General features: G+C 66.1%; 23 protein-coding genes. 13 read left to right on the top strand and 10 right to left on the bottom strand.

Annotation, left to right across the window (positions count from 1 at the left end; genetic code table 11):
* Positions 1-44 precede the first annotated feature (44 nt).
* Both ACOOHB_RS13000 and ACOOHB_RS12995 read right to left on the bottom strand, forming a co-directional pair.
* Positions 45-989: a nucleotidyl transferase AbiEii/AbiGii toxin family protein gene (locus tag ACOOHB_RS13000; protein ID WP_420445269.1), complete on the bottom strand. Its 945-nt coding sequence runs from the start codon at positions 987-989 to the stop codon at positions 45-47.
* Positions 986-1,582, bottom strand: a complete 597-nt coding sequence (locus ACOOHB_RS12995) for a hypothetical protein (protein ID WP_420445268.1) — start codon at positions 1,580-1,582, stop codon at positions 986-988. Before ACOOHB_RS12995 ends, ACOOHB_RS13000 begins: the two co-directional genes overlap by 4 nt.
* Positions 1,583-2,055: 473 nt before the next feature.
* Here ACOOHB_RS12995 and ACOOHB_RS12990 point away from each other — a divergent pair, with 473 nt between their 5' ends.
* Positions 2,056-3,030 (top strand): AAA family ATPase, encoded by a 975-nt coding sequence (locus ACOOHB_RS12990; RefSeq protein WP_420445267.1) that lies wholly within the window; start codon positions 2,056-2,058, stop codon positions 3,028-3,030.
* A gap of 11 nt (positions 3,031-3,041) precedes the next feature.
* On the opposite strand, the gene ACOOHB_RS12985 is transcribed toward ACOOHB_RS12990, so the two are convergent.
* The gene (locus ACOOHB_RS12985; protein WP_420445266.1) at positions 3,042-3,329 is read right to left on the bottom strand and encodes a hypothetical protein; all 288 of its coding nucleotides are present in this window, start codon (positions 3,327-3,329) and stop codon (positions 3,042-3,044) included.
* A 191-nt stretch (positions 3,330-3,520) separates the two neighbouring features.
* Here ACOOHB_RS12985 and ACOOHB_RS12980 point away from each other — a divergent pair, with 191 nt between their 5' ends.
* The 4 genes from ACOOHB_RS12980 (at position 3,521) to ACOOHB_RS12965 (ending at position 5,663) form a co-directional block, all read left to right on the top strand.
* Positions 3,521-3,814: a DUF5131 family protein gene (locus tag ACOOHB_RS12980; RefSeq protein WP_420445265.1), complete on the top strand. Its 294-nt coding sequence runs from the start codon at positions 3,521-3,523 to the stop codon at positions 3,812-3,814.
* A gap of 195 nt (positions 3,815-4,009) precedes the next feature.
* Positions 4,010-4,330 (top strand): helix-turn-helix domain-containing protein, encoded by a 321-nt coding sequence (locus ACOOHB_RS12975; RefSeq protein ID WP_420445264.1) that lies wholly within the window; start codon positions 4,010-4,012, stop codon positions 4,328-4,330.
* 221 nt (positions 4,331-4,551) lie between these two features.
* A complete protein-coding gene (locus tag ACOOHB_RS12970) occupies positions 4,552-5,190 on the top strand; it encodes an ArsR family transcriptional regulator (protein ID WP_420445263.1) in 639 nt (212 codons plus the stop codon).
* Complete coding sequence (locus ACOOHB_RS12965; RefSeq protein WP_420445262.1) at positions 5,187-5,663, top strand: HEPN domain-containing protein; 477 nt, start codon at positions 5,187-5,189, stop codon at positions 5,661-5,663. Before ACOOHB_RS12970 ends, ACOOHB_RS12965 begins: the two co-directional genes overlap by 4 nt.
* Before the next feature lie 198 nt (positions 5,664-5,861).
* On the opposite strand, the gene ACOOHB_RS12960 is transcribed toward ACOOHB_RS12965, so the two are convergent.
* On the bottom strand, positions 5,862-8,789 hold the full coding sequence (locus ACOOHB_RS12960) for a DUF2339 domain-containing protein (protein WP_420445261.1): 2,928 nt from the start codon (positions 8,787-8,789) through the stop codon (positions 5,862-5,864).
* 201 nt (positions 8,790-8,990) lie between these two features.
* On the opposite strand from ACOOHB_RS12960, the gene ACOOHB_RS12955 reads away from it, so the two are divergent.
* Entirely contained in the window at positions 8,991-9,209 is a 219-nt protein-coding gene (locus tag ACOOHB_RS12955) for a hypothetical protein (protein ID WP_420445260.1), read from the top strand.
* A gap of 196 nt (positions 9,210-9,405) precedes the next feature.
* On the opposite strand, the gene ACOOHB_RS12950 is transcribed toward ACOOHB_RS12955, so the two are convergent.
* Complete coding sequence (locus ACOOHB_RS12950; protein WP_420445259.1) at positions 9,406-10,629, bottom strand: ABC transporter permease; 1,224 nt, start codon at positions 10,627-10,629, stop codon at positions 9,406-9,408.
* An 86-nt stretch (positions 10,630-10,715) separates the two neighbouring features.
* Here ACOOHB_RS12950 and ACOOHB_RS12945 point away from each other — a divergent pair, with 86 nt between their 5' ends.
* The 4 genes from ACOOHB_RS12945 (at position 10,716) to ACOOHB_RS12930 (ending at position 16,082) form a co-directional block, all read left to right on the top strand.
* Entirely contained in the window at positions 10,716-12,101 is a 1,386-nt protein-coding gene (locus ACOOHB_RS12945) for a hypothetical protein (RefSeq protein ID WP_420445258.1), read from the top strand.
* A gap of 304 nt (positions 12,102-12,405) precedes the next feature.
* Positions 12,406-13,452 carry a dienelactone hydrolase family protein gene (locus ACOOHB_RS12940; RefSeq protein ID WP_420445257.1) on the top strand — a complete coding sequence of 349 codons (1,047 nt, stop codon included), beginning with the start codon at positions 12,406-12,408 and terminating at the stop codon, positions 13,450-13,452.
* Positions 13,453-13,658: 206 nt separating this feature from the next.
* The gene (locus ACOOHB_RS12935; RefSeq protein WP_420445256.1) at positions 13,659-15,302 is read left to right on the top strand and encodes a DUF222 domain-containing protein; all 1,644 of its coding nucleotides are present in this window, start codon (positions 13,659-13,661) and stop codon (positions 15,300-15,302) included.
* Positions 15,303-15,452: 150 nt separating this feature from the next.
* Complete coding sequence (locus ACOOHB_RS12930) at positions 15,453-16,082, top strand: MSMEG_1061 family FMN-dependent PPOX-type flavoprotein (protein WP_420445255.1); 630 nt, start codon at positions 15,453-15,455, stop codon at positions 16,080-16,082.
* Between the two features lie 273 nt (positions 16,083-16,355).
* On the opposite strand, the gene ACOOHB_RS12925 is transcribed toward ACOOHB_RS12930, so the two are convergent.
* On the bottom strand, positions 16,356-17,093 hold the full coding sequence (locus ACOOHB_RS12925) for an SDR family oxidoreductase (RefSeq protein ID WP_420445254.1): 738 nt from the start codon (positions 17,091-17,093) through the stop codon (positions 16,356-16,358).
* A gap of 95 nt (positions 17,094-17,188) precedes the next feature.
* Between ACOOHB_RS12925 and ACOOHB_RS12920 the strand changes: the two genes are divergently transcribed.
* Both ACOOHB_RS12920 and ACOOHB_RS12915 read left to right on the top strand, forming a co-directional pair.
* A complete protein-coding gene (locus tag ACOOHB_RS12920; RefSeq protein WP_420445253.1) occupies positions 17,189-17,671 on the top strand; it encodes a hypothetical protein in 483 nt (160 codons plus the stop codon).
* A gap of 53 nt (positions 17,672-17,724) precedes the next feature.
* Positions 17,725-18,720, top strand: a complete 996-nt coding sequence (locus ACOOHB_RS12915; protein ID WP_420445252.1) for a DUF3179 domain-containing (seleno)protein — start codon at positions 17,725-17,727, stop codon at positions 18,718-18,720.
* Positions 18,721-18,876: 156 nt separating this feature from the next.
* Here the strand turns inward: ACOOHB_RS12915 and ACOOHB_RS12910 are convergent, their stop codons facing one another.
* The 3 genes from ACOOHB_RS12910 to ACOOHB_RS12900 are packed head-to-tail and all read right to left on the bottom strand — an operon-like array spanning position 18,877 to position 22,073.
* Positions 18,877-20,475, bottom strand: coding sequence for an FAD-dependent monooxygenase (locus ACOOHB_RS12910; protein ID WP_420445251.1), 1,599 nt, complete (start codon positions 20,473-20,475; stop codon positions 18,877-18,879).
* Between the two features lie 27 nt (positions 20,476-20,502).
* On the bottom strand, positions 20,503-21,126 hold the full coding sequence (locus ACOOHB_RS12905; RefSeq protein ID WP_420445250.1) for an NADPH-dependent FMN reductase: 624 nt from the start codon (positions 21,124-21,126) through the stop codon (positions 20,503-20,505).
* A 41-nt stretch (positions 21,127-21,167) separates the two neighbouring features.
* Positions 21,168-22,073 carry an alpha/beta fold hydrolase gene (locus tag ACOOHB_RS12900; RefSeq protein WP_420445249.1) on the bottom strand — a complete coding sequence of 302 codons (906 nt, stop codon included), beginning with the start codon at positions 22,071-22,073 and terminating at the stop codon, positions 21,168-21,170.
* Between the two features lie 210 nt (positions 22,074-22,283).
* On the opposite strand from ACOOHB_RS12900, the gene ACOOHB_RS12895 reads away from it, so the two are divergent.
* A complete protein-coding gene (locus tag ACOOHB_RS12895) occupies positions 22,284-22,775 on the top strand; it encodes a VOC family protein (protein ID WP_420445248.1) in 492 nt (163 codons plus the stop codon).
* Here ACOOHB_RS12895 and ACOOHB_RS12890 read toward each other — a convergent pair.
* A complete protein-coding gene (locus tag ACOOHB_RS12890; protein ID WP_420445247.1) occupies positions 22,699-23,544 on the bottom strand; it encodes an SH3 domain-containing protein in 846 nt (281 codons plus the stop codon). The genes ACOOHB_RS12895 and ACOOHB_RS12890 overlap by 77 nt on opposite strands.
* Between the last annotated feature and the right edge of the window lie 16 nt (positions 23,545-23,560).

The following is a 23,560-nucleotide window of genomic DNA, read 5'->3' as shown; positions in this document are numbered from 1 at the left end:
GCAGCTCTCGCCGGTCCGGTGTCTGCCGCATTCCGTGGAACGTGTCAGAGCAGCTGGCCGTGATCGCGGACTCGTTGACAGCACTGTTCGAGCGTCGCGGTGTGTGCAGTCGGCCAAACCAGTCGTTCAGTGACGTCGTCGTATGCCTGGACGAGCCAGTCCGGGCACTCTCCCCAAGCTGAACTCGCTGCGAAACCGCCGCTCGGTCGGTCGGAACTTGACAGCTGGACAGCCTGTGAGTGCTGGGAAACCTCTCGGGCAAGCACGTCGACTCGTACCTGCTCAAGTTCGGCCAAGATCCGCGGCTCTCGCAGCAGTGCATCGACGTCGTAGTAGTGGCGCGCTGTCTTGCGTCGCCGCTCGTTATCTCCGACTTCGGCAGCATTGTGAAGGATCATGAGCTTTTCGACGAGGGTCCGAACGGGATCAAGAACCAGGAGCGGCACCGGTCGATTCTCGGCATAGTCAGGGTCAAGTCCTGCGCTGGCGGTGTACTCCGAGATGAGTGACGAGACCTTGATGAGCGTGCTTGGTATTGCTCCCCCGCGGGAACCGATTTCCATCACCACATCGCTCTTCAGCGAAACAGACGAGAATCTCGCCGGGTAGTGCAAGTTGACAGTGCGCTTGACTCCCGTTGTGGTCGTGGAGGCGTCCGTCGTGCCTTGCAGACCTGTTTCGCTTTCAGCAGCGGCCGCGAATTCCTTCAGGATCGAGTCTCGCGATTTCTTGCCTCCGCTGGGGAGAACCACGAGCAGGTCGACGTCCTCGGAGAACCTCTTGATGAGCCGGTGAGCTTTCGACAAGCTCGTGCCGCCCTTGAAGATGACCGAGCAGCCAGTGGCTTGCGACGCATCGGCGATGCCTCGCAGCGCCTCCGTGACCCAGAAGTCCTTTTCGACGTGGGGCACGGGAATGCCTGAGGCGCGTGCAACGGCGCTCACATATCCCTCGAGTTCGTCCAACTCGTCGCGCAGGCTGAGCGTCATGATCGGATTCGTTCGGCGAGGAGTCGCCAGCGTCCGCGCGCGGCCACATGATGCTCGCTGAGGATCTGCTCGCCGATCTGTTGGGGGCGGATGGCGCCGGACTCGGCGAGCTGTGCAACAACAGCGGTCGCCCGTTCCCAGTCGACCTCGATGAAGCGAGTGCCGTCCCGCAGCAACTCGAGCACTGCCACCTCCAGCGGCCGCAGACCTCGGAACCTGCGATCAACGGCACGCGACACGAACGCCACTCCCTTGGGAGGTCGTGGCGCCCGCCCAGCCACAGCGACAACGTCGACCGAAGGAACCTGGGTAGTGAGGCCGAGGCTCGCGGCAGTCGAGAATCCCGCGGGCCCAGAGCCATTGCCGGCGACGCGCAGACCGACGTCCATGGGCGCCGGTGCGGGCATGCCAGCGCGAGTTTGGGCCCCTTTCCAATAGAGCCCCTTGTAGACGCGCACTAGCTCGTTCCTGCTCGCCATCCGTGCCAGCTCGCAGTCGATCGCGTGGCAGGCCTCAGGCAGGTCAGCGCGGGACACGAATGAACGCGTGGGGATGCGCTCGACATGGTCACGAACGACTCGGGCAGTGCTCATGAGAAAATATCGTAGCAATATGTTCTCATTCCCGCGGTCAGGCACGCGGACGGAACAGATTCAGGATTCTGGCCGCCGATGAGCATGAGTGCCCGAATAACAAGAAACACCCGCCTGGTGGCCGGACCGAAGTCGCAGTCCAGCGGGCGGGGAGCAGATATCGAAAGCGTATTGCGTTGATGGGTTGACTCGGCTCGCCTCAGCCGGCGCGGCGGGATCGAATCCGCATCACGATCCGTCGTAGCTCTCTTTCGGCTGTTCGACGCGAAACGCCCACGGGGCCACGACGATGAACAGGATCCCGAAGCCGACCTGCATCCCCACGGCCCCTGGCCGAACCCCGGCTCGCCGACGAGCACGCTGCGGTAGGCGTCGATCGTCCAGTACGCGGGGCCGGCTCGAAATCAAACGTCAGCGATCTCCGCCAATCTCGGTTCTAGCCTCGGCGCTGCGACGCGGACTCGGAGGAGCGCATGGCTGGCCGTGATCTCAAGGAGCTCTTCCGCGCGTTCCGCAACGCCGACGAACTTGCGTTTCGTCGGGCAGCGAACACGATCATCGAAGAAGAAGAGGCGCGACATCATGTGGCGCTCGCGCGTGATCTTCGGAAGCTTCTCGCCAGCGGCGAGTCCATCGACATCGGTCAGGGCGATGTGCGGCTCGTGCCTCCGCCGACCGACCCCGATCAGGGCTGGGACCTTGCGACAGTGCGACGCCCGGAGCGCTACCTCGCCAACCTCGTCCTCAGGCCTGCGGTTGTGACGGCGCTGACCGATCTCGCCAAGGAAGTCCCCGATTGGAACCGGCTCGAGGCGCTCGGTGTGCCTCGGCGTAACCGGGTCATCTTCTATGGCCCGCCTGGGTGTGGGAAGACGTCCGCGGCTGAGGCTCTCGCGGCCGAGCTTGGCGTGCCGCTTGTCGTCGTTCGCCTTGACGCGATCGTGTCGTCGTACCTCGGCCAGACCGCAGGCAACCTCAGACGGATCTTCGACTACACAAGCTCTGCGCAGTGGGTTGTGCTCTTTGACGAGTTCGACGCGCTCGGTCGTGAACGAAATGACCCAAGCGAACACGGCGAGATCAAGCGAGTGGTCAATTCGTTCCTACAGCTGCTCGATGGCTACACGGGTCCCGCCATGCTGATCGCCGCAACAAACCACGAAGAGATCCTCGACCGAGCGCTTTGGCGGCGCTTCGACGAGGTCGTCGAGTTCCCCCTTCCGACCGTGAGGGAAATCCGGATGCTCCTGGGACGCGGGCTGAAGCACGTGAAGTCGGGACCGCTGCCCATCGACGAGATGGGGACGCAGCTCCGTGGCCTGCCCCATGCGGCCGTCGAAGCAACTGCGTGGACAGCGATTCGAATCGCAATGAGAGACAACCGAACTGCAGTGTCAGTCGATGATCTCACCGAGGCCGTCGCGGCGACGAAACGGCGCCGCTGGTAGTGCGTTTGAGGTCAGTTGGCGGCGATGAGGTGCTTGAAGGGAGCCATCATCGACTCGATCGAGTCAGAGCTGTGATAGCCGTCATAGAAGTAGCGAGGGTGGGTGACGCGGATGGCGTCCTCGGAGGCTGCGCCCAACAGCACCACCTCGACCCTGGGCTGGTCGAGGTAGCTGTCCTCGATCTCGTCGTAGCGGCGGATGGCCTCGTGCGGGTCGTCGATGGCGTTGAGCGAGATGCGTCGGCCGGTGTCGTTGTCGAATACGACGAGGAAATATGTGGTGTGGGGCTTGGGTGACATGTCGGTCCTAGCTGCGACTGGGACGGGCGGAGCGTGCCTCTGGGCCGGTTGGTTTCGGCTGGGTCCTGAAGAAGTACCGGCGCAGAGCACGACCGGCCTTGTTGATCTGGTTGTTGCTGAGCTGCTGCTTGTTGCAGAGCTGCGGCGAATCAGCCGACACGGCACCCAGACTATGAGGCCGCCGACGCCGTGTGCCCTCCGGCCAGCACGGCGGCATCGGACTCGAACGGCGGGCGCAGCGGCTGGGCCGGTTCGCAGGCGAGCTCGACTGGCCGTCGAACCTGTGGATAGGCGTGAGCGTCGAGACTCGCCGGTACGCCTTCCGCATCGATCACCTGCGCAAGGTGCCCGCAGCGGTGAGGTTCGGGGGAGGCAGGACGCCCAAGGCCGGCGGCCGGGAACTCGAGCGCGAGTTGTGGGACGAGCTGCCGGTTGAGGCGGCTCGGTCGAGCGGCCGACGTGAGGAGCTGCTGACGAGCGTCTAGGGCAAGCATTCGCTGGCCCTCCCGGAATTGGCCCTGAACGGCGCGTCATTCCGGATCAACCTCGGAAATTCGAGAGTTTGTATCAGGTGAGCTAATATAAGTTCGGCTGATGCAAACCTGGAACGTCGAGTACACCGACCAGTTTCATCAGTGGTTCCAAACACTCGACGAGCTGAGAGACGAAGGACTCCTCTGATGCCCAGCACGAAGAATTTCAGAGAACTGCGGGATGAGGCACGGCTCGATCCTGAGCGTGCTCGACGAATCGACGAGGCCAAGCTGCGCGCAGTTTCCGAGATCACGACGTACGCGCTGGGCGATCTCCGTCATGCGCTCGGAGTGACGCAGGCCGAGCTAGCGGCGATGATCGGCAAATCGCAATCGGCGATTTCCCAGATTGAGAGCGGTGAGATCGGCCTGTCGCTCGGACTGCTCAAGTCGATTGTCGGAGAGCTGGGCGGCGAACTGGAGATTGCTGCTGTGTTCAAGGATGGTCGCGTTCTGATCGACGCCTGAGTCGGGTTTCTCGGGGCCTCAGGGTTTGTACGCCCGGGTGCCATGGTCGAAATGGGCTCGTGCGGGGTTCAGGGAGCGCAGGCGCGCGACGGATTCCAGGCCGACGGAATGCCAGGCGGGGTTGTGCATGTCGTCGGCGATTGTGGCACCGCGATTCGGCACGGCTGACGTCAAGTTGCTGGACTCCACATTTCCCTTTAACGTATAGTTCTATACATTTTATGAAAGTTCCGGCACCATCGCTCGCACCGATTCTGCGCTCGGATGCGCAGGGGCGGATCTTGGCGCGCGTGCTTGTCGACCCGGAAGCGAGCTACAGCCTCACCGATCTGGTCGCATGGTCGGGAACGAGCATGCCGACGGTCACCCGGGAGATCCGGCGAGCCGAGCAAGCCGGGATCGTGACCACCACGAAGCTGGGCCCTGTCAGGTTGGTTCGTGCCAGGGTGGACCATCCTCTCCACGACGCGGTGAGGCACATCGTCCTCGCCACCTTTGGCGTGCCGGTGGTGGTAGCGGATGAGTTCGGTGACGTAGGCGGTGCTGACGCGGTGCTGCTCTTCGGTTCGTGGGCTGCGCGCTATCTCGGTGAGGATGGCCGGGCGCCCAACGACATCGACGTACTCGTGATCGGCAACGCAGACCGGGATCGGGCGGATGATGCCGCTGAGCGAGTCGAGCGGCGGATCGGCATGCCGGTCAATGCGACGGTCCGCTCCCGCTCGCAATGGGAATCTGCGGCCGAGAGCTTCATCGAAGAAGTCAAGTCGCGGCCGTTGCTGGTGGTGCTTAATAGTGACGATGAGCAGCTTGCGGTCGAGCTCGCAGAACTCACCGCAGACCGAGGCATCCGGGGATGACCTGGGAACGGGGTCGCTCGACAGTTGAGCGCTTGCTTGTCGGCGGCGAGCTCCAACATGTAACGCCTTCGTCCAATATGGCGGACCGTCTGCTGGCTGATGCCACGGCGCATATCGGACTCGCAAGCAAGGGCGTCACTGAAGATCCTGCGGGCGCACTTCAGCTCTCCTACGACGCTGTCCGGAAGGCAGCTGCCGCGCTGCTGATCGTGCAAGGGCTGCGGGCCACGACTCGGGGTGGACACATCGCCGTGATCGATGCCGTTCGGGCACAGTTCAATGACAGCGGCGGGATGGAAATCTTCAGCCGCCTGAACGCGTTGCGAAGACGTCGCAACCGGACCGAGTATCCGAACGCAGATTCGCCTGGCGTCAACCCCGGCGACGCCCAACAGGCCCTCGAGACCGCCGAAGGTGTTCTCGATGCTGCGCGCCGCCTGCTGACGAGCGATCGCTTGGAAGTGTTTGAGTAGCGCTCCGAATCGATAGTGACCGAATCTGACAACCGTCAGCGGTAGTCATGGGGCGAGAGCGATCAGTCGGGGGTCGAATTCGTTCATGTCAGGACGTGAGGCCCTCCGCGAGCGCGAGCAGCAGATCGATCACGCGTTGGTACTCACCAGCGGACGACGAGCCGGGGCCAGCGCACATGCCCCTGGAGAACCACCGGGTCACCGGGCTTCTTGACCCCTGTCAGCACCGCCTGTCAGGGAACTGCCCGGTGTTCGTGGCTCGTCATCGGATTCGTCAACTGGTTCCTCACCCTTGGCCTGCGATGGCGGCACCGGGGCCAGATAACCAACGATCAGCAGCAGGAATCCGACGCCGATGAACGAAGCGGCTTTCGGCAGCGTTGCCAGGTTCGCCAGATCGATCAAGAACAGCTTGACCACCACGACGCCCATCCACGACGCGCCGACGATCCAGATGCGCCGGTCGGCGGTTCTCATACCGACGACCATCGCAGCCAACGCGGTCGCAGCCCAAAGGATCGACACCGCAACCTGCAGCTCAGTGGAGTACACGAGCGATCTCAGCTCGAACGGCACGTCCGCCCAATGATGGACAGACCGTGCGGCGGTCATCGTGAGAGCAGCCACGCCCGTTGCGCTCAGCGCCGGCAGCCATGGTGCCGCAGCCACGCGCAGCAAACTCTCCACTGCCGGCGTCAGGCCGTCCGAATCGGCGGACAGCTCCGCGACCATCTCTCGTTTCCACCGCAGCATCACGAGCACCGCAGCTGCCGCAAAGATGTCGATCGGGTTCAGAATTGGCACGAACGGCAGCGGGTCGACGCTTCCGTGGTGGAGCGCCACAGCAATGCCAGCGCCTGCAGCAGCAGTCCACGCAACCGGCGTGATGCCATACAGCAGGCAGCAACGCCAGCCGTCACCCACGAACCATGACGCGTGCGGGCGCGCACGCAAGGAGGCGCTCAGCCACAGCAGGACCGCGGCCGCAGCCCCGTACAGCGGCCATTCCCCATCGGCGACCTGTGCCAATTGGCCGTAGACCTCAGCGGCCAAGAACACGCTCACGACGCAGTACAAGCCGCCGTAGAGGCCGGCGGCCTTGAGTTTGTCCCCACCGGTGCGCAGGAACACTGCGTACGCCAAGATCATGAACGGCCATGCTGTCCAGCCCCAATCAGCAGACGGATAGTCCTTGCTGATCACAGCGATCGCCAAGGCCACCACGAGAGTCGGCAGCATCAGCACTCCGGCCCACTCGAGCTCAGCCCACTTCAGCGCCCGACCAGCGACCACCACCGCTGAGGTCGTGCCGATCACCAGCAGCGAAAGCGCCCACAGCCGGTAGTCGTCGGTCAACACCCACAGCTGCGCCGCAGCGGCGAACAGCCACCAGCCGACGCCCCAGAGCAACGACAGCCACATCATCGGGACTCGGGCATTTTCGAGCGCTGACGCTGACCTGTAGATGATCACGGCACTCGCGATGCCGCACGCGGCCAGCAGAACAGCTACGCCGAAGTACTGGTTCGCAAACGGGGTCGAATCTGCCCAGAACTCGAACGAGCCAGGGGACAGGTTGGCAGCATCGTCGGCCATCTTGAGTGCTGCCGCGATGGAAGCTGCGACCTGCATGGCGATGCCGGCAACAGCAACCGGCATCGAACGGCGCTTCGACGCCACCCACATCAGCGCAGCACCCTGCACTGCCCACAACCCGACAGCGGGCATCAGCCCAAGTCGCAGCCAGACAGCGGCAGTCTCGGCGAACAGGAACCAGCCGGCGCCCCACACCAACGCCATGTTCTGCGGCCATGGGTGCCAATCTTCGAGATGCGACGAGCGGCGCAGAAACTCCGCGCTGGCGAGCCCGGAGGCAGCGAGCATGAACGCACCGAGCGAGTACGGGTTGAGGACAGGCGTGGCCTCGGCCCAGAACCCGAAGACCGCGGGAGAGTCCCAGTCGGTCGAAGCGGCCGCAATTCGCACCACATACGCGACAGCAGCGGCCGCCTGCAGGACAGCGCCGCCCACCAGCGCCAGCCGTGAGCCCCATCGTGCGCTGGCCCACACGAGCATCGCGCCCTGCACAGCCCAGATGGCTGACGTGGCGGACGCGCCCAAGAACAGCGGAACAGCGGTAGCGCTGAACGCCACGGCGAGTGCGGTATAGGCGACCACGAGTTGCTTGTCTGCGGGTCTCAGATTGCGGGCCAGCTCGCGCAATGCAACGTGCGCCAAGGCGAGCACGGCACTGCTGATTGCCACGCCGTAGCGCAAATGGCCGACCAGCAGCGCTTGCATTGCCAGCCCTGCGAACGGCGTGCAGAACACCAGCGGCGCGTTCCATGCGTCCTTGAAGCCGATGGGTTCGGGGCGTGAGGACGCAACCGGCGGCCAGACCAACGGGACGAGTGCGTACAACAGCACGAAGAACGCGACGAATGGCTGCAGTTGCACCCAGTCGCTGTGGTCCTGTCTCGCAAGCAGCCACAGCCCGGCCACGACGAACGTGAAGGCGTAACCCGACAGCACCAGTGTCGGCCACGCCTTCAGCCTGCTCACGGCGACCACGGCCACGCCGAGAACCGCGTAGAAGCCGAACACCTCGAAGTGGTCTTGGGGCCACGCAAAGGCCAGCAGAGGAGCGGAGAAGCCGCCGATGAGTCCCAGCATCGCCAGTGTCAGCGAGTTCTGGACCATGGCGAGCGCGCCGGCAGCAACGGTGATCAGCACGACAGCAGCGAGAGCCACCGGCGCGCCCAGCAGGTCGTACAAGGCGTACGAGGCGAGCGTCACCAAGTACAGGACAGCGATCCCGCCGCCCTGCAGGCTGAGGCCGTAGATGGGACGTTTCGTTCGTTGGTGCCAGCCGAATGCCAGCAAGGCGAACCCGAACACGGCTGCCGCTGCGAGGCGCATCTCGATGGTGAGGTCCACCCAGCCTCGGACTGCTGCTTCCCGCAGCAGGAATCCCAGCCCGATCAGCGAGAGAATGATCCCGATCTTCACGGGGGAGTTGCCGGTCAGCAGCCAAGTGCGTGCACGGGCAACAGCAACGGTGACCCAGCTGGGCTCTGGCGGCTTCGCCGGTCGACGAGGCGCCTGCGGTGGCCTTGGTGTGGGCACCGCAGGCCGGGGCACGGTGGCGGGCGATGGAGCGGGCCGTGAAGCAGGTCGCGGAGCGGGGCTTGGCGCCGGCCGATGCGTGGGGCGTGGAGCAGGTCTTGGCTTCGGTGGTTCTGGTTCGGGCTCGGGCAGTGCCGGATCGGGCTGGGACACGCCGGGCGGCGGTTCCGGCTCATCCGTGGTCTTTGGAGGAGCAGGAGAGTGACGCAGGACCTCGACAGTCCGCTCGAGCGATTCGATGCGAGAGCGCAGCCCACGAGACTGAACATCTCGTCCGATCAGATAGCCGATGGCGGCTCCTATCGGGAGGCCTGCTGGACCAGCAGCAAGGCCGAGCAGAGCGCCAACGAGTGCAAGTACAGCAGGAACCATGGGGTGAGCCTTTACGGATTCGAGAGATTGAGGGTTCCCGAGACGTAACTGGAGAAATCACGCTCAGCTCTGTTTTCGATGCCGCTGCGGGAGTCGCATGAGTCGTCGACATCAACCCAACGGACAGCCATCAATCAACCCTAGATGCCGCCTGCGTTGGCATTCATGACGGCGCAACGAGTTCGTCGACGGATGGAGTGAGCAACGCTACGAGCGGCGGCACCGCCAGTTGCCGTCTTCGCATTCACTCGCCGAGGTAGCTCTCCTTTGCCTTCTCGGCTCGGAACATCCACAGGGTGACGGCGGTGAACAGGACGCCGAACCCGATCAGCATTGCGATGGCGCGGCCGAAGCCCTGCTCGCCGGTGAGGACGCTGCGGTGGGCGTCGATCACCCAGTACACGGGGCTGGCTGGGGCGATGGCCTGCACCCAGCCCGGTAGCGCCGCCAGCTGTGCGATGGCTCCGCCGGCGCCCGCGACCGCCATGGTGCCCAGCATCGAGGCGGCGTTGAGCTGGGACATGGTGCGGCACAGCGACGTCAACGCGATCGCCAGGGTCACGTACATCACCGAGCAGGCCAGTGCGGCTGCGACGACCTGGGCTGGGCCGCCTGGCACGTCGAGGTTGAACACGGCAATACCGATGGCGACCAGGATGAGCTGCTGGCATACGGTCACCGCCAGCATCGGGATGGCCTTGCCTCCCACGATGTGGATCGAGCGGATCGGGGCGATGCGCAGCCGGTCCCAGGTGCCCCACCCGTGCTCGCGGAAGAACGAGAACCCCATCGACGCGGTCCCCATGAGCGCGAACAGCGACGCCAGAGCGGGGACTGAGTGAGCCGGCCCGCCGATGCTGAGATGGATGACCGTTGCCGTGTCACCGTTGGCCGCGAGCAAGTCTTCAAGCGGGCCGGCCGCGACCTGCCGGCCGTGGTCGAGGATCACGAGCGTGTCGCACGCTTCGGATGCTTCCTCCAGGTAATGGGTGCTGAAGATGACAGCGGTGCCTTGGGCTGCGAGTCTGCGGATGCTGTCGATGACTGGCCGGCGGGCCGACACGTCCAGACCCGCCGTCGGCTCGTCGACCAGCAACAGCGGGGGTTCATGGATCACGGCCGTTGCGAGGTGGACCAGCTTCGCCTGGCCGACGCTCAAGTCCTTGACGGCGCGGCGCAACAGCGGGTCGAGATCGAACAGGTCGACGATCTTCGCCACCGCCTCTGCCAGCGACCTGCCCCGCAGGCCGTAGAGGCCGCCGAAGAAGGCCAGGTTCTCCGACACCCGAAGCGACAGGTACAGCGCCGTCCGCTGGGCCGCGCGGTATCTCGGCGAGCCGGGCCGGGCACCCGAGACGTCAAGTCGCGTCCCACGCTGGTCGTGCTCGCAAACGAGGAACAGCTCATCGCGTCCGAACTTGGAGGTCTTCGGACGTCTGCACGCTTTGCGCAGACGTCGAAACCGCACCGAGTACCCCGACGCTGACTTCTCCGTGCGGTCGTGGCCGCGGCAACCAACGCGCTGGGGATGTGTGCAGTTGGCAGGATGGCCCGGTGACAGAAACGGCCCGCAATCGATTCGAGACGTCATCGCTCTGTGAGCAGGATGTCAGTGACGCGATCGCTCGCATCGCGGCGCGTGATCCCGAAGTGGCTCGCGAGGCCGGCGATGTGTACGAGTCGTTGACCTGGGGCGAGGGGCCCGGCGTGTTGAGTCAGGCCGGGTTGCAGCATTGGCTGTGGTACGTCGTGCCCACGAAGTACATCACCGATGAGGTCGGCTACATGGGCCAGTTGGCGGGGGCGGCCGCGGCGTTGCTCGACGAATTGGGGCTGCACGCATATGCGGCGATCTGCCGGTCGCCGGAGACCGCAGCCGTCCATGCCGCCTTCGACCGCAGCGACAGCGAGGGAATTTCGGCGCTGCGTAAGGCGATGCAGCGCTCGGGGATCGATCCGCCCGACCTGGCCGATTTTGAGTGGAGCTCGGTGATGGGGCCCGAGGAAGCCTCTGCACGCTCGGCGGCGCAGGATGCGCTCGAACGGGCTATTGCGGCCGGGGAATTCGCCGTGGGCGGCCGCGGCTGGCGGTCAGCCCAAGGCGCCGTCGCTACGGCAGCCCTGGACGGCGACCACCCGATCCTGCCGGGCCAGTCCTGGCGAACAGCGGTGATCACCGAACGGCTCGAGCGGTGGATCGCCGCCGTGGAGGGGCGCAGCGAGCAGTTGTCCGCGGCGCGGGCGAGGGTGGCGAATCGACTGCTGCATCGGGTCGAGCCGCCGGCGGGTGCACAGGAATCGCTTGGCCCGGTGCTGTGGCTGCTCGAACGGTTCGGTGACGAGCAGACCTTGACTCAGGCTGGCTATCTCAAGCGGGCGTTCGTGCAGTCCGTGCAGCGCGACCGGCCTTGGACGTACCGCTACGAGCTCGACCGGCCGCCTCGCACAGAGACCGACGACGTGGTGCTGTATCACCTTCGACGGTGGCTGCAGCGTGCCGGTGCGTTGCAGAAGCGCAAGACGTTGCTGCGACGGACCGCTGCCGGAACCGAGATGACCGCGGACTGGCACAAGGCGTGGGACAGGCTCACCCGGCATCTCGCGCCGTCGGGCTGGGATGGCTTCGTCGCTGAGACGGCGGTACTGCACTTGATCGACCGCGGCCGCGAGTTGTCTCACGATGAGCTGACCACCTCGGTGGCCGCGGTGGCGGTGGACATGAGTTGGGCATCCACCGTCGGCGGAGTGCAAGAGATGCCGTCGGCGATGGAGGTGTCGTGGGCGTTGAGCGAGTCGCTCAGCGCGTGGACGGCGTGTGACCTGGTCGTCGAGAGCGGAGATTGGCAGGACCGGCGCCTTGCGCTGACCGAGGTAGGCGTCGCCGCGGCGCTGACCTACCTGCGCCATGTCGGGGCGGGCCCGCGCGACACGCCGTGGTAGGCGGAGCAGGCGGAGCCGCTCAGCAGTCGGCCATGGCGGTCAGTGTGGCGCACATCTCAGATCGTCCCGGACGGCGTTCCTGTTCGCTCTCGGCCCATCAGATGTCGCATTGGGATGGCGTCACCACGTCTCCCCGGGCCCCTCGGCGATCATGAAGAGCGCAAGCGCCATCGTCCGCGATCGCCTTGACGACCGCCTCTCGCGCCTCAGGCTGCTGGCTGAAGTGGCGCGGCCTCGAGCGCAATGAGCGCCTGGATATTCCCCACGCGACTTAGGGTGCCTCAGGCGCAGGGGAGGGGACGCGGTGGCCGGTGACGACACCGTCTATGACGACTTCTATGACGACGACTTCTGCCTGACGAATGGTTTGGTCGGCGAGGCGCTGGCGATCCCGTCGGCGAGTCCCAAGAGCTTCTTTCAGGCGATATCCGACACCGCGGCGATGCCCCGCCAGAACCTGTGGGGGAAGCTCTTTCTGCCTGACGGGGCCGGTCGGTCCGTTGGGGCCGATCAGCGGGGTCAGCCCGGTCAGCCCGGTCAGCCCGACGAGCCCGGTCCATACCCGGTCGTGATCATTGCCCCGGGCAGCCTCGGGCTCCAAGAGCACCACCTGTCATACGCAGCCGAGCTCACCGACGCCGCAATCGCAGCGTGCGCCATCGACCCCTTCGGCAACCGCGGCGTCGTCAGCACCGTCGAGAATCAGGCTCAGTATTCGTTTGCGGCCAGCGCCTGGGACGTGCTTGCGGCGGCTGAGCTGCTGACGGCCCGGCCCGAAATCGACGCTGCCCGCATCGGCGCGCAAGGCCACAGCCGGGGCGGCTCGGCGGTGCTGAACGCCGCTTCGGTGCACCTTGCGGCAGCGTCCGATGCTCCGAAGCTCGCTGGGGTCTACGCCGCCTATCCCTGGTCGGGACACCAGTTTGTCGATCCCGCTGTCGGCGGCACTCGGGTGCGGGCGATCATCGGGGATCTCGACGACTGGTGCTCGCCGACCCAGGTCCAAGCCCACGTCCACGCCATGCGGGTCGGGGGCGGCGATGCGACGGTGCGGATCGTGGGTGGTGCCCGCCACAGCTTCGACCGCACGACGCCTCTTGAGCACATTCCCGACGCGGCCGTGGCACCCGCGGCGCCCACGCTTTACATCAGTGATGACGGCGCCTTCATCCTTCCGACCTCCGACGAGCCGGATCCGGAACTGGTCGATCTCGACGGGTTCCTGTATGCGTTCGAGGCGGGATACGCCGTGCGTGGCGCCCACATCGGCGGGAGCCCCGAGCTGGCGCCGTTGTTCGTCGAGGACATGATGACGTTCTGGACCGATGTGATGGGAGCGGGCTGGCGCTGAACGACCAGCAATGTGCCGACGAAGGTGCGAGCGGGCTGAACGTGCTCGAGGACCGGCGCCGGGTGATTGACATCGGTAGAGAGGGGCGCCACCGCCAAGACCGCCACCACCATCGACGGGCCTCGGCTGAGCAGCTGGGGGACGCTTGCTGGGGAGGTCCAGTGATGCTCCTATTGATGTCACACCTCCCTTCTACGGTGACAGCCATGGCCTCAAGCACCCACGAGATCATTGGCGGCAGCCAGCGACCGTCGCGCCGGCCGGTCGAGAGCGTGTGCCTGCCGGAGCTGCGTGGTCGGTTGGCGCAGCGGTGCGGGGCGGGCGAGGTGCGTGACGCGGTTGGCGCAGTGGTGGGGCCGTTATTGCAGGGTCCGCTGGTCGGCGGCGAAGCGGTGCGCGCTGCGGGCGACGGAGATCTGGTGTGGTCCACGCAGCAGGTCCAGCGTGCGCTCAATGCGCTCGAAGGCGCCCGCATCGCCCTCGCGGCCGAGGCAGCACGGCGCGAGTTGCACGTGCGCCGAGGGGACGCATCAGTGGCCGAGACGCTGGCCAGCGCGACGGCGTTGAGCGGCGCAGCGGCGCGCCGTGTCGAACGCGACGCTGTGTCGCTGCAAAACCGACCGCAGGTGGCTGATGCATTGGCGTCCGGGGCGATCAACGCTGATCAGGCCGCCGTGGTCGCCACAGCCGAGGTGCCCGACGAAGTGCGCAGCGAGCTGTGCACCGGCGCCAAGTCCCAGACAGCAGACCAGACACGTCGCGCTGTGCGCGCTGCGGAGGCCGCCTGGCGCAGCGAATCAGAGACTCAGCGGCGGGTTCGGCTGCGGGCCGCCCGGTACGCGTCGATGTGGATCGATCCCCGAGACGGCATGTGGCACCTGCGGGCCAAGTTCGAACCGCTCACCGGCGATCGGATCAATCGCCGCTTGATGCAGCTGATCCAGCGGAACTGGCGCAGTGACAAACACCTGCCCGAGTCCCAGCGACGCAGCGTCGCCCATCGAGCTGCCGACGCGCTCGCCCAACTGCTCACCGCAGAAGGGCCACAAGGTGCAGGCTCCCAATTGGGCGATGATTTGACAGACGCAGATCCAATAGGCACAGCCGCCCCAGGCGAAGGCTCGAGAAACGGATCAGTGACCGGCAGCGACGGCGACGCCGCTTCCAGCGACGGTTCGATGGGCGGATCGGCGACTGGCAGCGACGGCGACGCCGCCTTCAGCGACGGTTCGATGGGCGGATCGGCGATCGGCGGCGCGACTGCTGACACAGGCATAGCCGACGGGCCCAAGACGAACCCGAACGCCGACATCGAGAGCTGGGTTGTGCCCAGTTCGACGCAGATGATCGTGCTTACCAGCCTCGACAATCTCCGAAACAACACACCCAGTGCAGTGCCGCCGCTGCTGGCAGCACCTGGTGTCTGCGCGGTCACCGAGACCGGTACGGAGTTGAGCAGCGCCGAGCTGCGCAAGCTGGCGTGCGACGCCCGGGTCGTGCCCGTGGTCATGGGCGGCGCTAGCGAAGTGCTCGACGTCGGTCGAGCCACGCGCACCATTCCACCGGCGATTCGGCGGGCGCTGATTGCACGCGATCAAGGCTGCGTGTGGCCCGGCTGCGAGCGAGCCCCTATCCATTGCGATGGCCACCACATCCAGCACTGGATCGACGACGGGCCCACCTGCCCGACCAACCTCGCGCTGCTCTGCCACAGCCACCACCACCGACTCCACGAGCACAATCTGGTGTTGCACCCGCCGACCGGACCAGTGCCGCCCGGCACTGGGTGGACAGTCACACCAGCGCCACCCCCCACACCCGCCCGCCCCAGCACGAAACAGATCTGCTGAACCCAGTGGTCGGGATACCGTCAGGCACTTGTCGAACGGTCACGAAGCTGGGCCGCAAGGCGGGGAAGCGCTAGCGGGGAAGCATCAGCGGGAAGCAAGACTCGGAATCCGAGCGGGCAAACGGAGCAGGCAAGAGGGAGCGGGCAAGTAATGGACAATCGAGTCACCGACACCACAGCACTGCGGGAGATCTATCGCCAGCCGAGCAAGCTGGTGGCCAGCAAGAACGTCCCCGCTATCGATGCCGAATCGGCTCGCTTTCTGGCGAGGTCGCCGCTGTGCGTGCTGGCGACACACGGTCCGGGCGGGACCGACGCATCGCCCCGAGGCGGGCCGGCTGGGTTCGCCCGGGTGCTCGATGACGGGGCACGCCTGGCCTTCGGCGACCTCAGCGGCAACAACCGTCTCGACTCCTACACCAACTTCCTGGACGACCCCCAGATCGGCCTGATCTTCTTCGTGCCCGGGAGCGACCACACCGTCAGGGTGAACGGCACTGCATCGCTCACGACTGATCCCGACATCTGCGCGGCGGCAACAGTGGGGGATCGGGTGCCCAAGACGGCCGTGGTAGTCGACGTCGACGAGTGCTTTCTCCACTGTGGGAAGGCATTGCTGCGGGCCAACATCTGGGACACCTCGACGTGGCCGGAGGGAGAAGTTCCCACGGCGGGCGAGATCCTCGCCGCCCAGCACGAGCTGCAGGCCGAACCCGAGGACATCGACCGGAACCTAGAAGCCGGCTACTCAGCCACGCTGTGGGCCGACGCGGGCTCATAGCCGCCCGCATGAGCTGCAGGCTGAGCCTGAAGACATCGACCCGGACCTCGTAGCTGCCGACTCGGCGACGCTGTCGGTCGACGCAGGCTCCTAGCGGGGGCTCATAGCCGCCCGCGGGACCAGGCTGGTGGCGCCGTGTCTGTGCCGAGGACCGTCTTGCTGACGACCGTCTTGCTGACGACCGTCTTGCTGACGACCGCGTTGCTGACGGCTTCGTCGAGGCGTGAGCACGCCACCCGCGCTGGGCAACAAGGACGCTGTGGCGACTCCCGGTCAGACGGTGCGCAGGGTTTCGGTGTTGCCGTCCACGCTGAGGACTTGGCCGCTGACATAGCGGGCGGCATCCGAGAGCAGCCAGGCGCAGGCTTCGCCAATGTCGGTGCCGGTGACGAGCGTGTGCATCGACACCTGGGCGGTGTAGCCGGCCTTGATCGCTTCGGGGGTGGCGCCGGTGGCGGCTGCTTCCCGTTCGATTACGCCTTCCATGCGTGGGCCCTCGACCGTGCCGGGGCAGACCGCGTTGACCCGGATGTGGCGCTCGCCGAGCTCCATCGCCCAGGTCTTGGTCAGGCCGACCACCGCCCACTTCGATGCGGCATAGGGGCTGCGAAGCGGGTAGCCGAAGATGCCGGCCGTCGAGACGATGTTGACGATCGAGCCCCCGTCGCCCAGCAGCGGGACTGCGGCGGCAGTGCATCGGAAGGTGCTGCCCACGTTGACGCGCACGCAGTGATCGAACTCCGCCGGGTCGAGATCTTCCACCTGGCCCGTCGGGCCAGCGATACCGACGTTGTTGACCAGACCGTCGATGCCACCCATCTGCTCAGCGGCAGCCTCGAACAGCCGGGCCACGTCGGCCTCGTCAGCGACGTCGTAGTGCCCATCGACGGAAGTGTCGGGGTCGATGTCGGCGCCGAACACAACGGCGCCGTATCGGCGGGCAGTGGCTGCAATGGCTGCGCCGATGCCTGCGCCGGCCCCGGTCACCACGATTCGCTTGCCTTCCAGCATGAGCGGCACGCTACGAGCCAGCGGGGACCCACCTCGACGGCCGGAGCTAACAAAGGCGAGGCATCTACAGCCTCACCGCGTCATAGGGTGGCCGCGTGCGGTTCCGCTTCTTCGCCCCGCTGGTCGGAGCCGCACTGCTGGCCGCAGCGTGTGCTAGCAGCGGCACGGACACGCCGACATCGGCCGTGACTCCGACATCGGTGGCTGAGGCGGCCGAGGATCCCGCACAGCAGATCGCCCCGTCCGCGGATTCGGCTGGCACCTCGGCGTCGGTGGCTGGATCGGAGTCGGACGCCGTGCTGCTGGACCCAAGAGAGAGCGGGGCGCTGCGGAACCACCTCGGGTACGAGTTCCCGCCCGCACCTGAGGTGCCGACGGGCCCGATCCCACAGACCGCAGTTGACGACCTCGAGTTCCTTTGGACCGGTTTCCAGACCGAAGTCAATTTCAGCGGCCTTACCGTCGCCAGGCTCGCCCAGTCGGGTGATCCGAGACTGGCCTGGATTCTCTCGGACCTGCTCAGGTTTTCCCTCGTGGCGACATCGCGGACGGGGCCGTCTCGGCCTTCCAGTCGCTGACGGGCGCGAGGCTGGCCGAAGACCCCGTGGCCCTCAGGAGCTCGTGGCAGTCCGTGACCGATCACCTGCTCGCATGGGATCTGCCCGCCTTCGATGGCTACGACGAATACAAGGAGCGGCTGTTCACGCTGGTCGAGCCGGGCTGGCAGCCGTTCTTCGATGACGCCGATGCCGACATCGATTGGCGCATCGTGAGCTGGGGCGGGGTGCTGATCGACAACCGCCAGCTCGGCGACGCCCGCCCGTGCCCGCGAGGCTGCATCCCGGCGCTAGACGACCCTGCGGTCACCGACACCTCCGCAGGCTCGTGGTACCCCGACGACGGCATCGTGTTCGCCGTCGTCATCGGCGATGAGGCCCGGGCATACCCGCGCCACATCATGGAAATCCACGAGATGATCAACGACACGCTCGGCGGGCGCCGCATCGGCATGCCGTATTGCACGCTGTGCGGTTCGGCTCAGGCGTACTTGACCGATGCTGTTCCCGACGGGGTGGCGGTACCGGTTCTGCGGACCTCAGGGTTGCTGTCACGGTCGAACAAGGTGATGTACGACCTCGTCACCAAGTCGGTGTTCAACACCTTCACCGGCCGGGCAATTTCGGGACCCCTCCGTGAGCAAGGCATCGTGCTGCCCCAGGCAACCGTGGTCACCACCACCTGGGGCGAGTGGAAGGCCGCCCATCCCGACACGACGATCGTGGCCCAGGATGGGGGGATCGGCCGCCCGTACCCGTTCGACCCGCTGGGCGGCCGCGACGACCGCGGGCCCATCTTCCCGGTCGGCGACGTCGACGGTCGCCTCAGCGTCCACGACCAGGTCTTCGGCGTGGTGCTTGAAGACGGCACCCCTGTTGCATTTCCCGTCAACGCAGCGGTGGCTGCTCTCGAAGGCGGCGGGACGGTGGAACTCGGCGGTGTCACGCTGCACCTCGACGGGGGCGGGCTGCGGGCCGTCGACGCGGCCGGTGCGGAGATTGAAGGTCACCAGTCGTTCTGGTTCGCCTGGAGCCAGTTCATGGCCGACACGCTCCTGTGGGAGCCCTAGGCCGCTCGTTGGGACCCAGAGCTGATGGCCCTCTACGCCTTCGGATGTCGTGAGTTGTCGAGGCGTGCTGATTCGTCTGGGGTTGCCGGCGGCGAGGTCTGCAGTGCGCGGCGAAATCGTTGGTCTCACCGGCCTCCGGCGTCCGGCGTCCGGCGTTCAGTGCATGAGCAGGGTGTCGAGCGCAGCCATTGCGGCGGTGCTCGTCGCTTCGGGGTCGCGCCAGGCGACGTGGCCGTCGGGTCGGATCAGCACGGCGCCTCGTTTGCCGATGCCGTGGGCGTCAGCGAGCTGGCCGCCAGGGTCCTTGAGGTCGACGCCGAGCTGCAGCACATGCAGTATCGGATGGGCGCTGTCTTGGGCGCCGTCAACGTCCGCAGCGCACAGCAGCACGAAGTGGGTGTCGTAGAGATCCAGGGTCGATGTTGCCCCGTCGAGGTTGATCGGGAGGTGGGGAGCACGGTGTCCCGGCCGGGCGGTGGGGGCGTAGTCGGTCACCGGGTCGTCCACCTGGGGCGGCGCAGTGCCGTCGCTGATGACGCAGCCCTGCTCGTAGTGGAGCCCGAGGTCCATGCCGAGCCATCTCCCGTACCGAGCCGACGCCTGGAGGGCCTGGCGCACCTGCTCGGCGGTTGCGTCGCCCGATTCGAACACGCCTCGGATCCTCCCGACGCTTCGGGCGTTCTCGAGCGAGCGCGCAGCGTTGTAGGCCGCAACGGGGGGCCGCTCGGCCTGGTAGGTGTCGAGAAGGCGGTCGCCGGCATGGCCCCCAGCGACCAGCGCGAACTTCCACGCCAGATTGTGGGCGTCCTGGATGGCGGTGTTCATGCCGAAACCGCCCGTGGGCGGGAGCTGATGGGCCGCATCGCCGATCAGGAACACGCGCCCGTCGGTGAACCTCTCGGCGACGGTCGATGACATGACCCACCCGATGACATCGGTGACGTTGACGTCAAGGTCGGCGACCCCGACCGAACGGCGGATCCACTGCGCCGCCATCTGAGGGGTGAAGTCCTCGGGCCGGAGCGTCTTGGGGTCGTAGGCGATCTGGCACAGCCAGCGGTTGTTCGTGTCGATCTTCTGGAAGACGTTGCGGGCGGGATGGGTCGTCCAATACAGGGCGGCTGGACGATGGTCGGTCCACGTTGCGAGGTCGGCGTAGAACTGGCAGTTGATCAAGGTGCCGAAGCCGGCGCGGCCGGTCATCTCGATGCCGAGGCTGCGGCGGACTGCCGATCCGGCGCCGTCGGCCCCGACGAGCCATCGGGCAGTGATGTCGCGGGTGCCCGATGGGGTGCGAACCGTGGCGACGGCGTGATCGGCGGTCTGGGTGACATCGGCGAGCTCGGTGTTCCAGTAGATCTGGTTTCCGGGATCGTTTTCGAGATGGCGGACCAGGATCTCTTCGATTCGATCCTGCGACGTCAGCAGCCACGGTGCCGGCGAGACCTCGACGCCGTCCACGACGGGTTGGATCGACGTGGTGATGCGGCCGATTTCGGGGCCCGCCAACGTCTCGCAGTACACAAACTGCTCGGTCCAGGGGAGGGGCAGGCTGACGGCTTCGATCTCGTCGAGCAGACCCCACTGGCGCATCAGCTCGGCGGTTCGGACGTTGACCGATCGAGCCCGAGGATGGGGGTTCACGCCGCTGCGACGCTCTACGACGATCGTGTCGAGCCCCATGCGCCCGAGCAGGATCGCCATAGCGAGACCGGCAGGTCCTGCGCCGACGATGAGCACGGTTGGGTCAGGCACGGTTCACCGTACCCACGATCCGAGTGCTCAGTCCGGGCCGCCGGTGCTCGTCGACGGCAAGTACGTCTCAGCGCCATCGGCCGACTGATCGTGGACGCCGGACAACGTGGCGAGGGCGTCTCGCAATTGAGCGTCGAGGTCAGGATCGGAGAGTGTCCCCGCCGCCGTGTCGAAGTTCTGGTCGAACCTGGGAATCGACAGGCTGGCCAGTACCTCGTTGCCGAAGTACTGGGCGAGGTGGGCTGCGGACCGCAGCACGAAACCGCCTCCACCGCCGCCGGGCGACGTCGACAGCATCACGATCGGTTTGTCGTGGTACACGCGCATGTTGATCCGGGACGCCCAGTCGAAAACGTTCTTGTAGGCGACCGTGTAGGAGCCGTTGTGCTCCGCGAAGGAGATCAGCAGCGCGTCGGCGGCGCCGATCGTGTCGTAGAAGTCGTGGGCCGGCTGGGGGATCCCATCAGCGTTCTGGCGGTCGATGCTGTAGATCGGCATCTCGTAGTCGTTCAGGTCGATCGTGCGGACCTCCACCTCACCGGCCGGGACGCCCTCGACCAGCCCATCGCCGAGCAGGCGGATGGCGTAGTCGACGAGCTGCCGGTTGATCGACTGGCTGCTATTGGAGGCCGCGAAGGCCAGGAGGTTCATGTCAGGAACTTCATGTCGTCATGTCCCGGTTCAGGTCGATCTCACCGACGTGGGCTGGCGTGAGCAGTGTGGCTGATGATGGCGTCGATGATGATCGGCCATTGCGGCTTGGGCAGGTCGTGGCCCATGTCGCCGACCAGCAGCAGGTTGGCGCCCGGCACAAGCTCGGCGGTGCGCTCACCGCCATTGGGCATGATCAACGGATCCTCACGTCCGTGGATCACCAACGTTGGCACCGCCAGATTGCGAAGCCCCTCGGCCCGGTGCCCCGATCCCCGGACGGCCGCCATCTGCCGGTCGAGGCCCTCGGGATAGAACATGCGGTCGTAGGAGTCGGCCAGCAACTTGGCGGAAAGATCCGGGTCGAAGTAGCGACGGCTGGCGCTGATCTTGCGGGAGGCGACCCCGGCGGCGATGAACCCCTCGCGATCAGTCGGCCATGGCGCCGTGAGCGCTGCCATCGCCTCCGGCGTCGCCTCGAAGTACCCACGCTCACCCGTGGTCGACATGATCGAGGTCATCGACAGCACCCGTTCGGGATGGTCGATGGCCATCTGCTGGACGATCATCCCGCCCATCGACACACCGGCAATGTGCGCCGCGGGAATCCCCAGGTGGTCGAGCAGGCCCACCGCGTCGTCGCCGAATGTCGACATCGTGTACGGCACGGGCGGCATGGCCGTGCCCGCAGCGAATGCCTTGGTCACCGCGGCCAGGTCCACTTCGACGCCGTCGAGATGCGTCGACAGGCCGACATCCCGATTGTCAAAACTGACGACGAATCGCCCCCGCTCTGCGAGCTGCTCCCGGAACCCCTCGAACCACCCGAGGATCTGCGACGAGAACCCGTTCACCAGCAGCAGAGCCGGGTCGGCTGGGTCGCCGTGGGTCTCGTAGTACAGCCTGACTTCGTTCGATCCGAAAAGGTTGGCGGGGGCATAGGGCATGGGCGGTCTCCTGGCGGCGGGTGCTGCCGGCTGAGTGGCACCGGCTGGCGTTGAGTCTGTCGCACGGGCGATCGGCGGCAAGTCCTGAGCGCACGTCCGCGCGCGGGCGGCAGTCGAATGGGCCAGCGAATTGGCTGGCGAGCCGACAGTCGAGTTAGCCGGCATATCGGCAAGCGAATCGGCCCCGGCGAGTGACCTATCGTGCGGGCCATGCGGCGCATGCACATCGGGCTGCAGGTCGATGACCTCGACGAGTCGATCAAGTTCTACACGCGGCTGTTCGGCGTCGAACCCACCCTGCGGCGAACCGACTACGCCAAATGGATGCTGGACGACCCGCGCATCAACTTCTCGCTCGATGTCCACGGCGGCGGACCGCCTGGCTCCGCCCACTACGGCATCCAGGTGGAATCGCACGAAGAACTCGAGGAGATGCGGGGCCACATCGACGCCGCCGACTTGTCCCGTGCCGACCAGGACGACCTCGTGTGCGGCTACCAGCTCCAGCACAAGTCGTGGGTCACCGACCCCAATGGCCTGTGGTGGGAGGCGTTCTTCACCGAAGGAGTGGTCGACGAGGGCTACGGCACCCCTGAGATGCCCGACCCCGCCAGCCGGTCCGCCGCTAGTTGCAGAGGCCTTGGGCGCCGACGCCCCGATCGATGTAGCACATCACGGTGCCCTCGACGTTGCGGAGCGTGAACGTTCCGTCACTATTGGGGGTCGCGAACACCTTCAGCCGGAAGCCGCGGACCGAATCGTCAGGCTGACCGACGACATCCATCGTGATCTCGCCGACGTCGCCGACGGTGGGCGCACCCGAGATCCTCACACGCGATTCGGGCTCCTCCGATGCCATTGCTCCCGCAACGGTCCGACCCAACGCCGTCATGTTTGCGGCGCTGGGCGTCTCGCCCAGGCGCGCCACTATCTCGGTCGTTCCGTCGACGGTCGCACCCAGCGGCGCCACATAGCCGCCGCTGACCCAACCGACAACTCCAGCTGCGTGCACTTCGTACCAGATCGCCCCGGACACCTCCCGAGTGGTGCCGGTGGGAACTAGTCCAACAGCGTCCGAGTCGAGCCTGCCGACGACCTGGCCTCCCGGCGTCTCGCGCACGTTCAGAGTGCTGTCGTAGCCGATGCCCACGACGGCCAGCACTAGGCGATCGTCGGGCATCTCGTCGGCCATCCCGTCCGACTCAGCAGCCGTCGTGGCTGTCACGACCAAGGACGAGGCAGCTGTCGTAGGCGTCGGGGCCAGTGTCTGAACGGTGCGTACCGTGGTGGTGGTCTGGAATGCTTGAGTCGTCGCTGACGCTGACGCTGGCGCAGACACCGTGACGCTTGTCTCGGACTCGTCGACGGCGTCGTCGCTGTCGGAGTCGCTGACGGCGACTACCAACGCTGCGATCGCTACAGCGAGTGCCAGAAGCGAGACGCCGATCGGGAGCCGGTCCTTGGGTTCCATAAACGAGTTCTAGTCG

The sequence above is a fragment of the Candidatus Poriferisodalis sp. genome (assembly GCF_965215815.1).
Lineage (GTDB): Bacteria > Actinomycetota > Acidimicrobiia > Acidimicrobiales > Poriferisodalaceae > Poriferisodalis.
This window is presented reverse-complemented; position numbering and strand designations above follow the sequence as displayed.

Coding starts and splice junctions, on each gene's coding strand:
- ACOOHB_RS13000 (WP_420445269.1), bottom strand. CDS start 989: ATGACGCTCAGCCTGCGCGACGAGTTGGACGAACTCGAGGGATATGTG.
- ACOOHB_RS12995 (WP_420445268.1), bottom strand. CDS start 1,582: ATGAGCACTGCCCGAGTCGTTCGTGACCATGTCGAGCGCATCCCCACG.
- ACOOHB_RS12990 (WP_420445267.1), top strand. CDS start 2,056: ATGGCTGGCCGTGATCTCAAGGAGCTCTTCCGCGCGTTCCGCAACGCC.
- ACOOHB_RS12985 (WP_420445266.1), bottom strand. CDS start 3,329: ATGTCACCCAAGCCCCACACCACATATTTCCTCGTCGTATTCGACAAC.
- ACOOHB_RS12975 (WP_420445264.1), top strand. CDS start 4,010: ATGCCCAGCACGAAGAATTTCAGAGAACTGCGGGATGAGGCACGGCTC.
- ACOOHB_RS12970 (WP_420445263.1), top strand. CDS start 4,552: ATGAAAGTTCCGGCACCATCGCTCGCACCGATTCTGCGCTCGGATGCG.
- ACOOHB_RS12965 (WP_420445262.1), top strand. CDS start 5,187: ATGACCTGGGAACGGGGTCGCTCGACAGTTGAGCGCTTGCTTGTCGGC.
- ACOOHB_RS12935 (WP_420445256.1), top strand. CDS start 13,659: ATGGCCTCAAGCACCCACGAGATCATTGGCGGCAGCCAGCGACCGTCG.
- ACOOHB_RS12930 (WP_420445255.1), top strand. CDS start 15,453: ATGGACAATCGAGTCACCGACACCACAGCACTGCGGGAGATCTATCGC.
- ACOOHB_RS12925 (WP_420445254.1), bottom strand. CDS start 17,093: ATGCTGGAAGGCAAGCGAATCGTGGTGACCGGGGCCGGCGCAGGCATC.
- ACOOHB_RS12905 (WP_420445250.1), bottom strand. CDS start 21,126: ATGAACCTCCTGGCCTTCGCGGCCTCCAATAGCAGCCAGTCGATCAAC.
- ACOOHB_RS12900 (WP_420445249.1), bottom strand. CDS start 22,073: ATGCCCTATGCCCCCGCCAACCTTTTCGGATCGAACGAAGTCAGGCTG.
- ACOOHB_RS12895 (WP_420445248.1), top strand. CDS start 22,284: ATGCGGCGCATGCACATCGGGCTGCAGGTCGATGACCTCGACGAGTCG.
- ACOOHB_RS12890 (WP_420445247.1), bottom strand. CDS start 23,544: ATGGAACCCAAGGACCGGCTCCCGATCGGCGTCTCGCTTCTGGCACTC.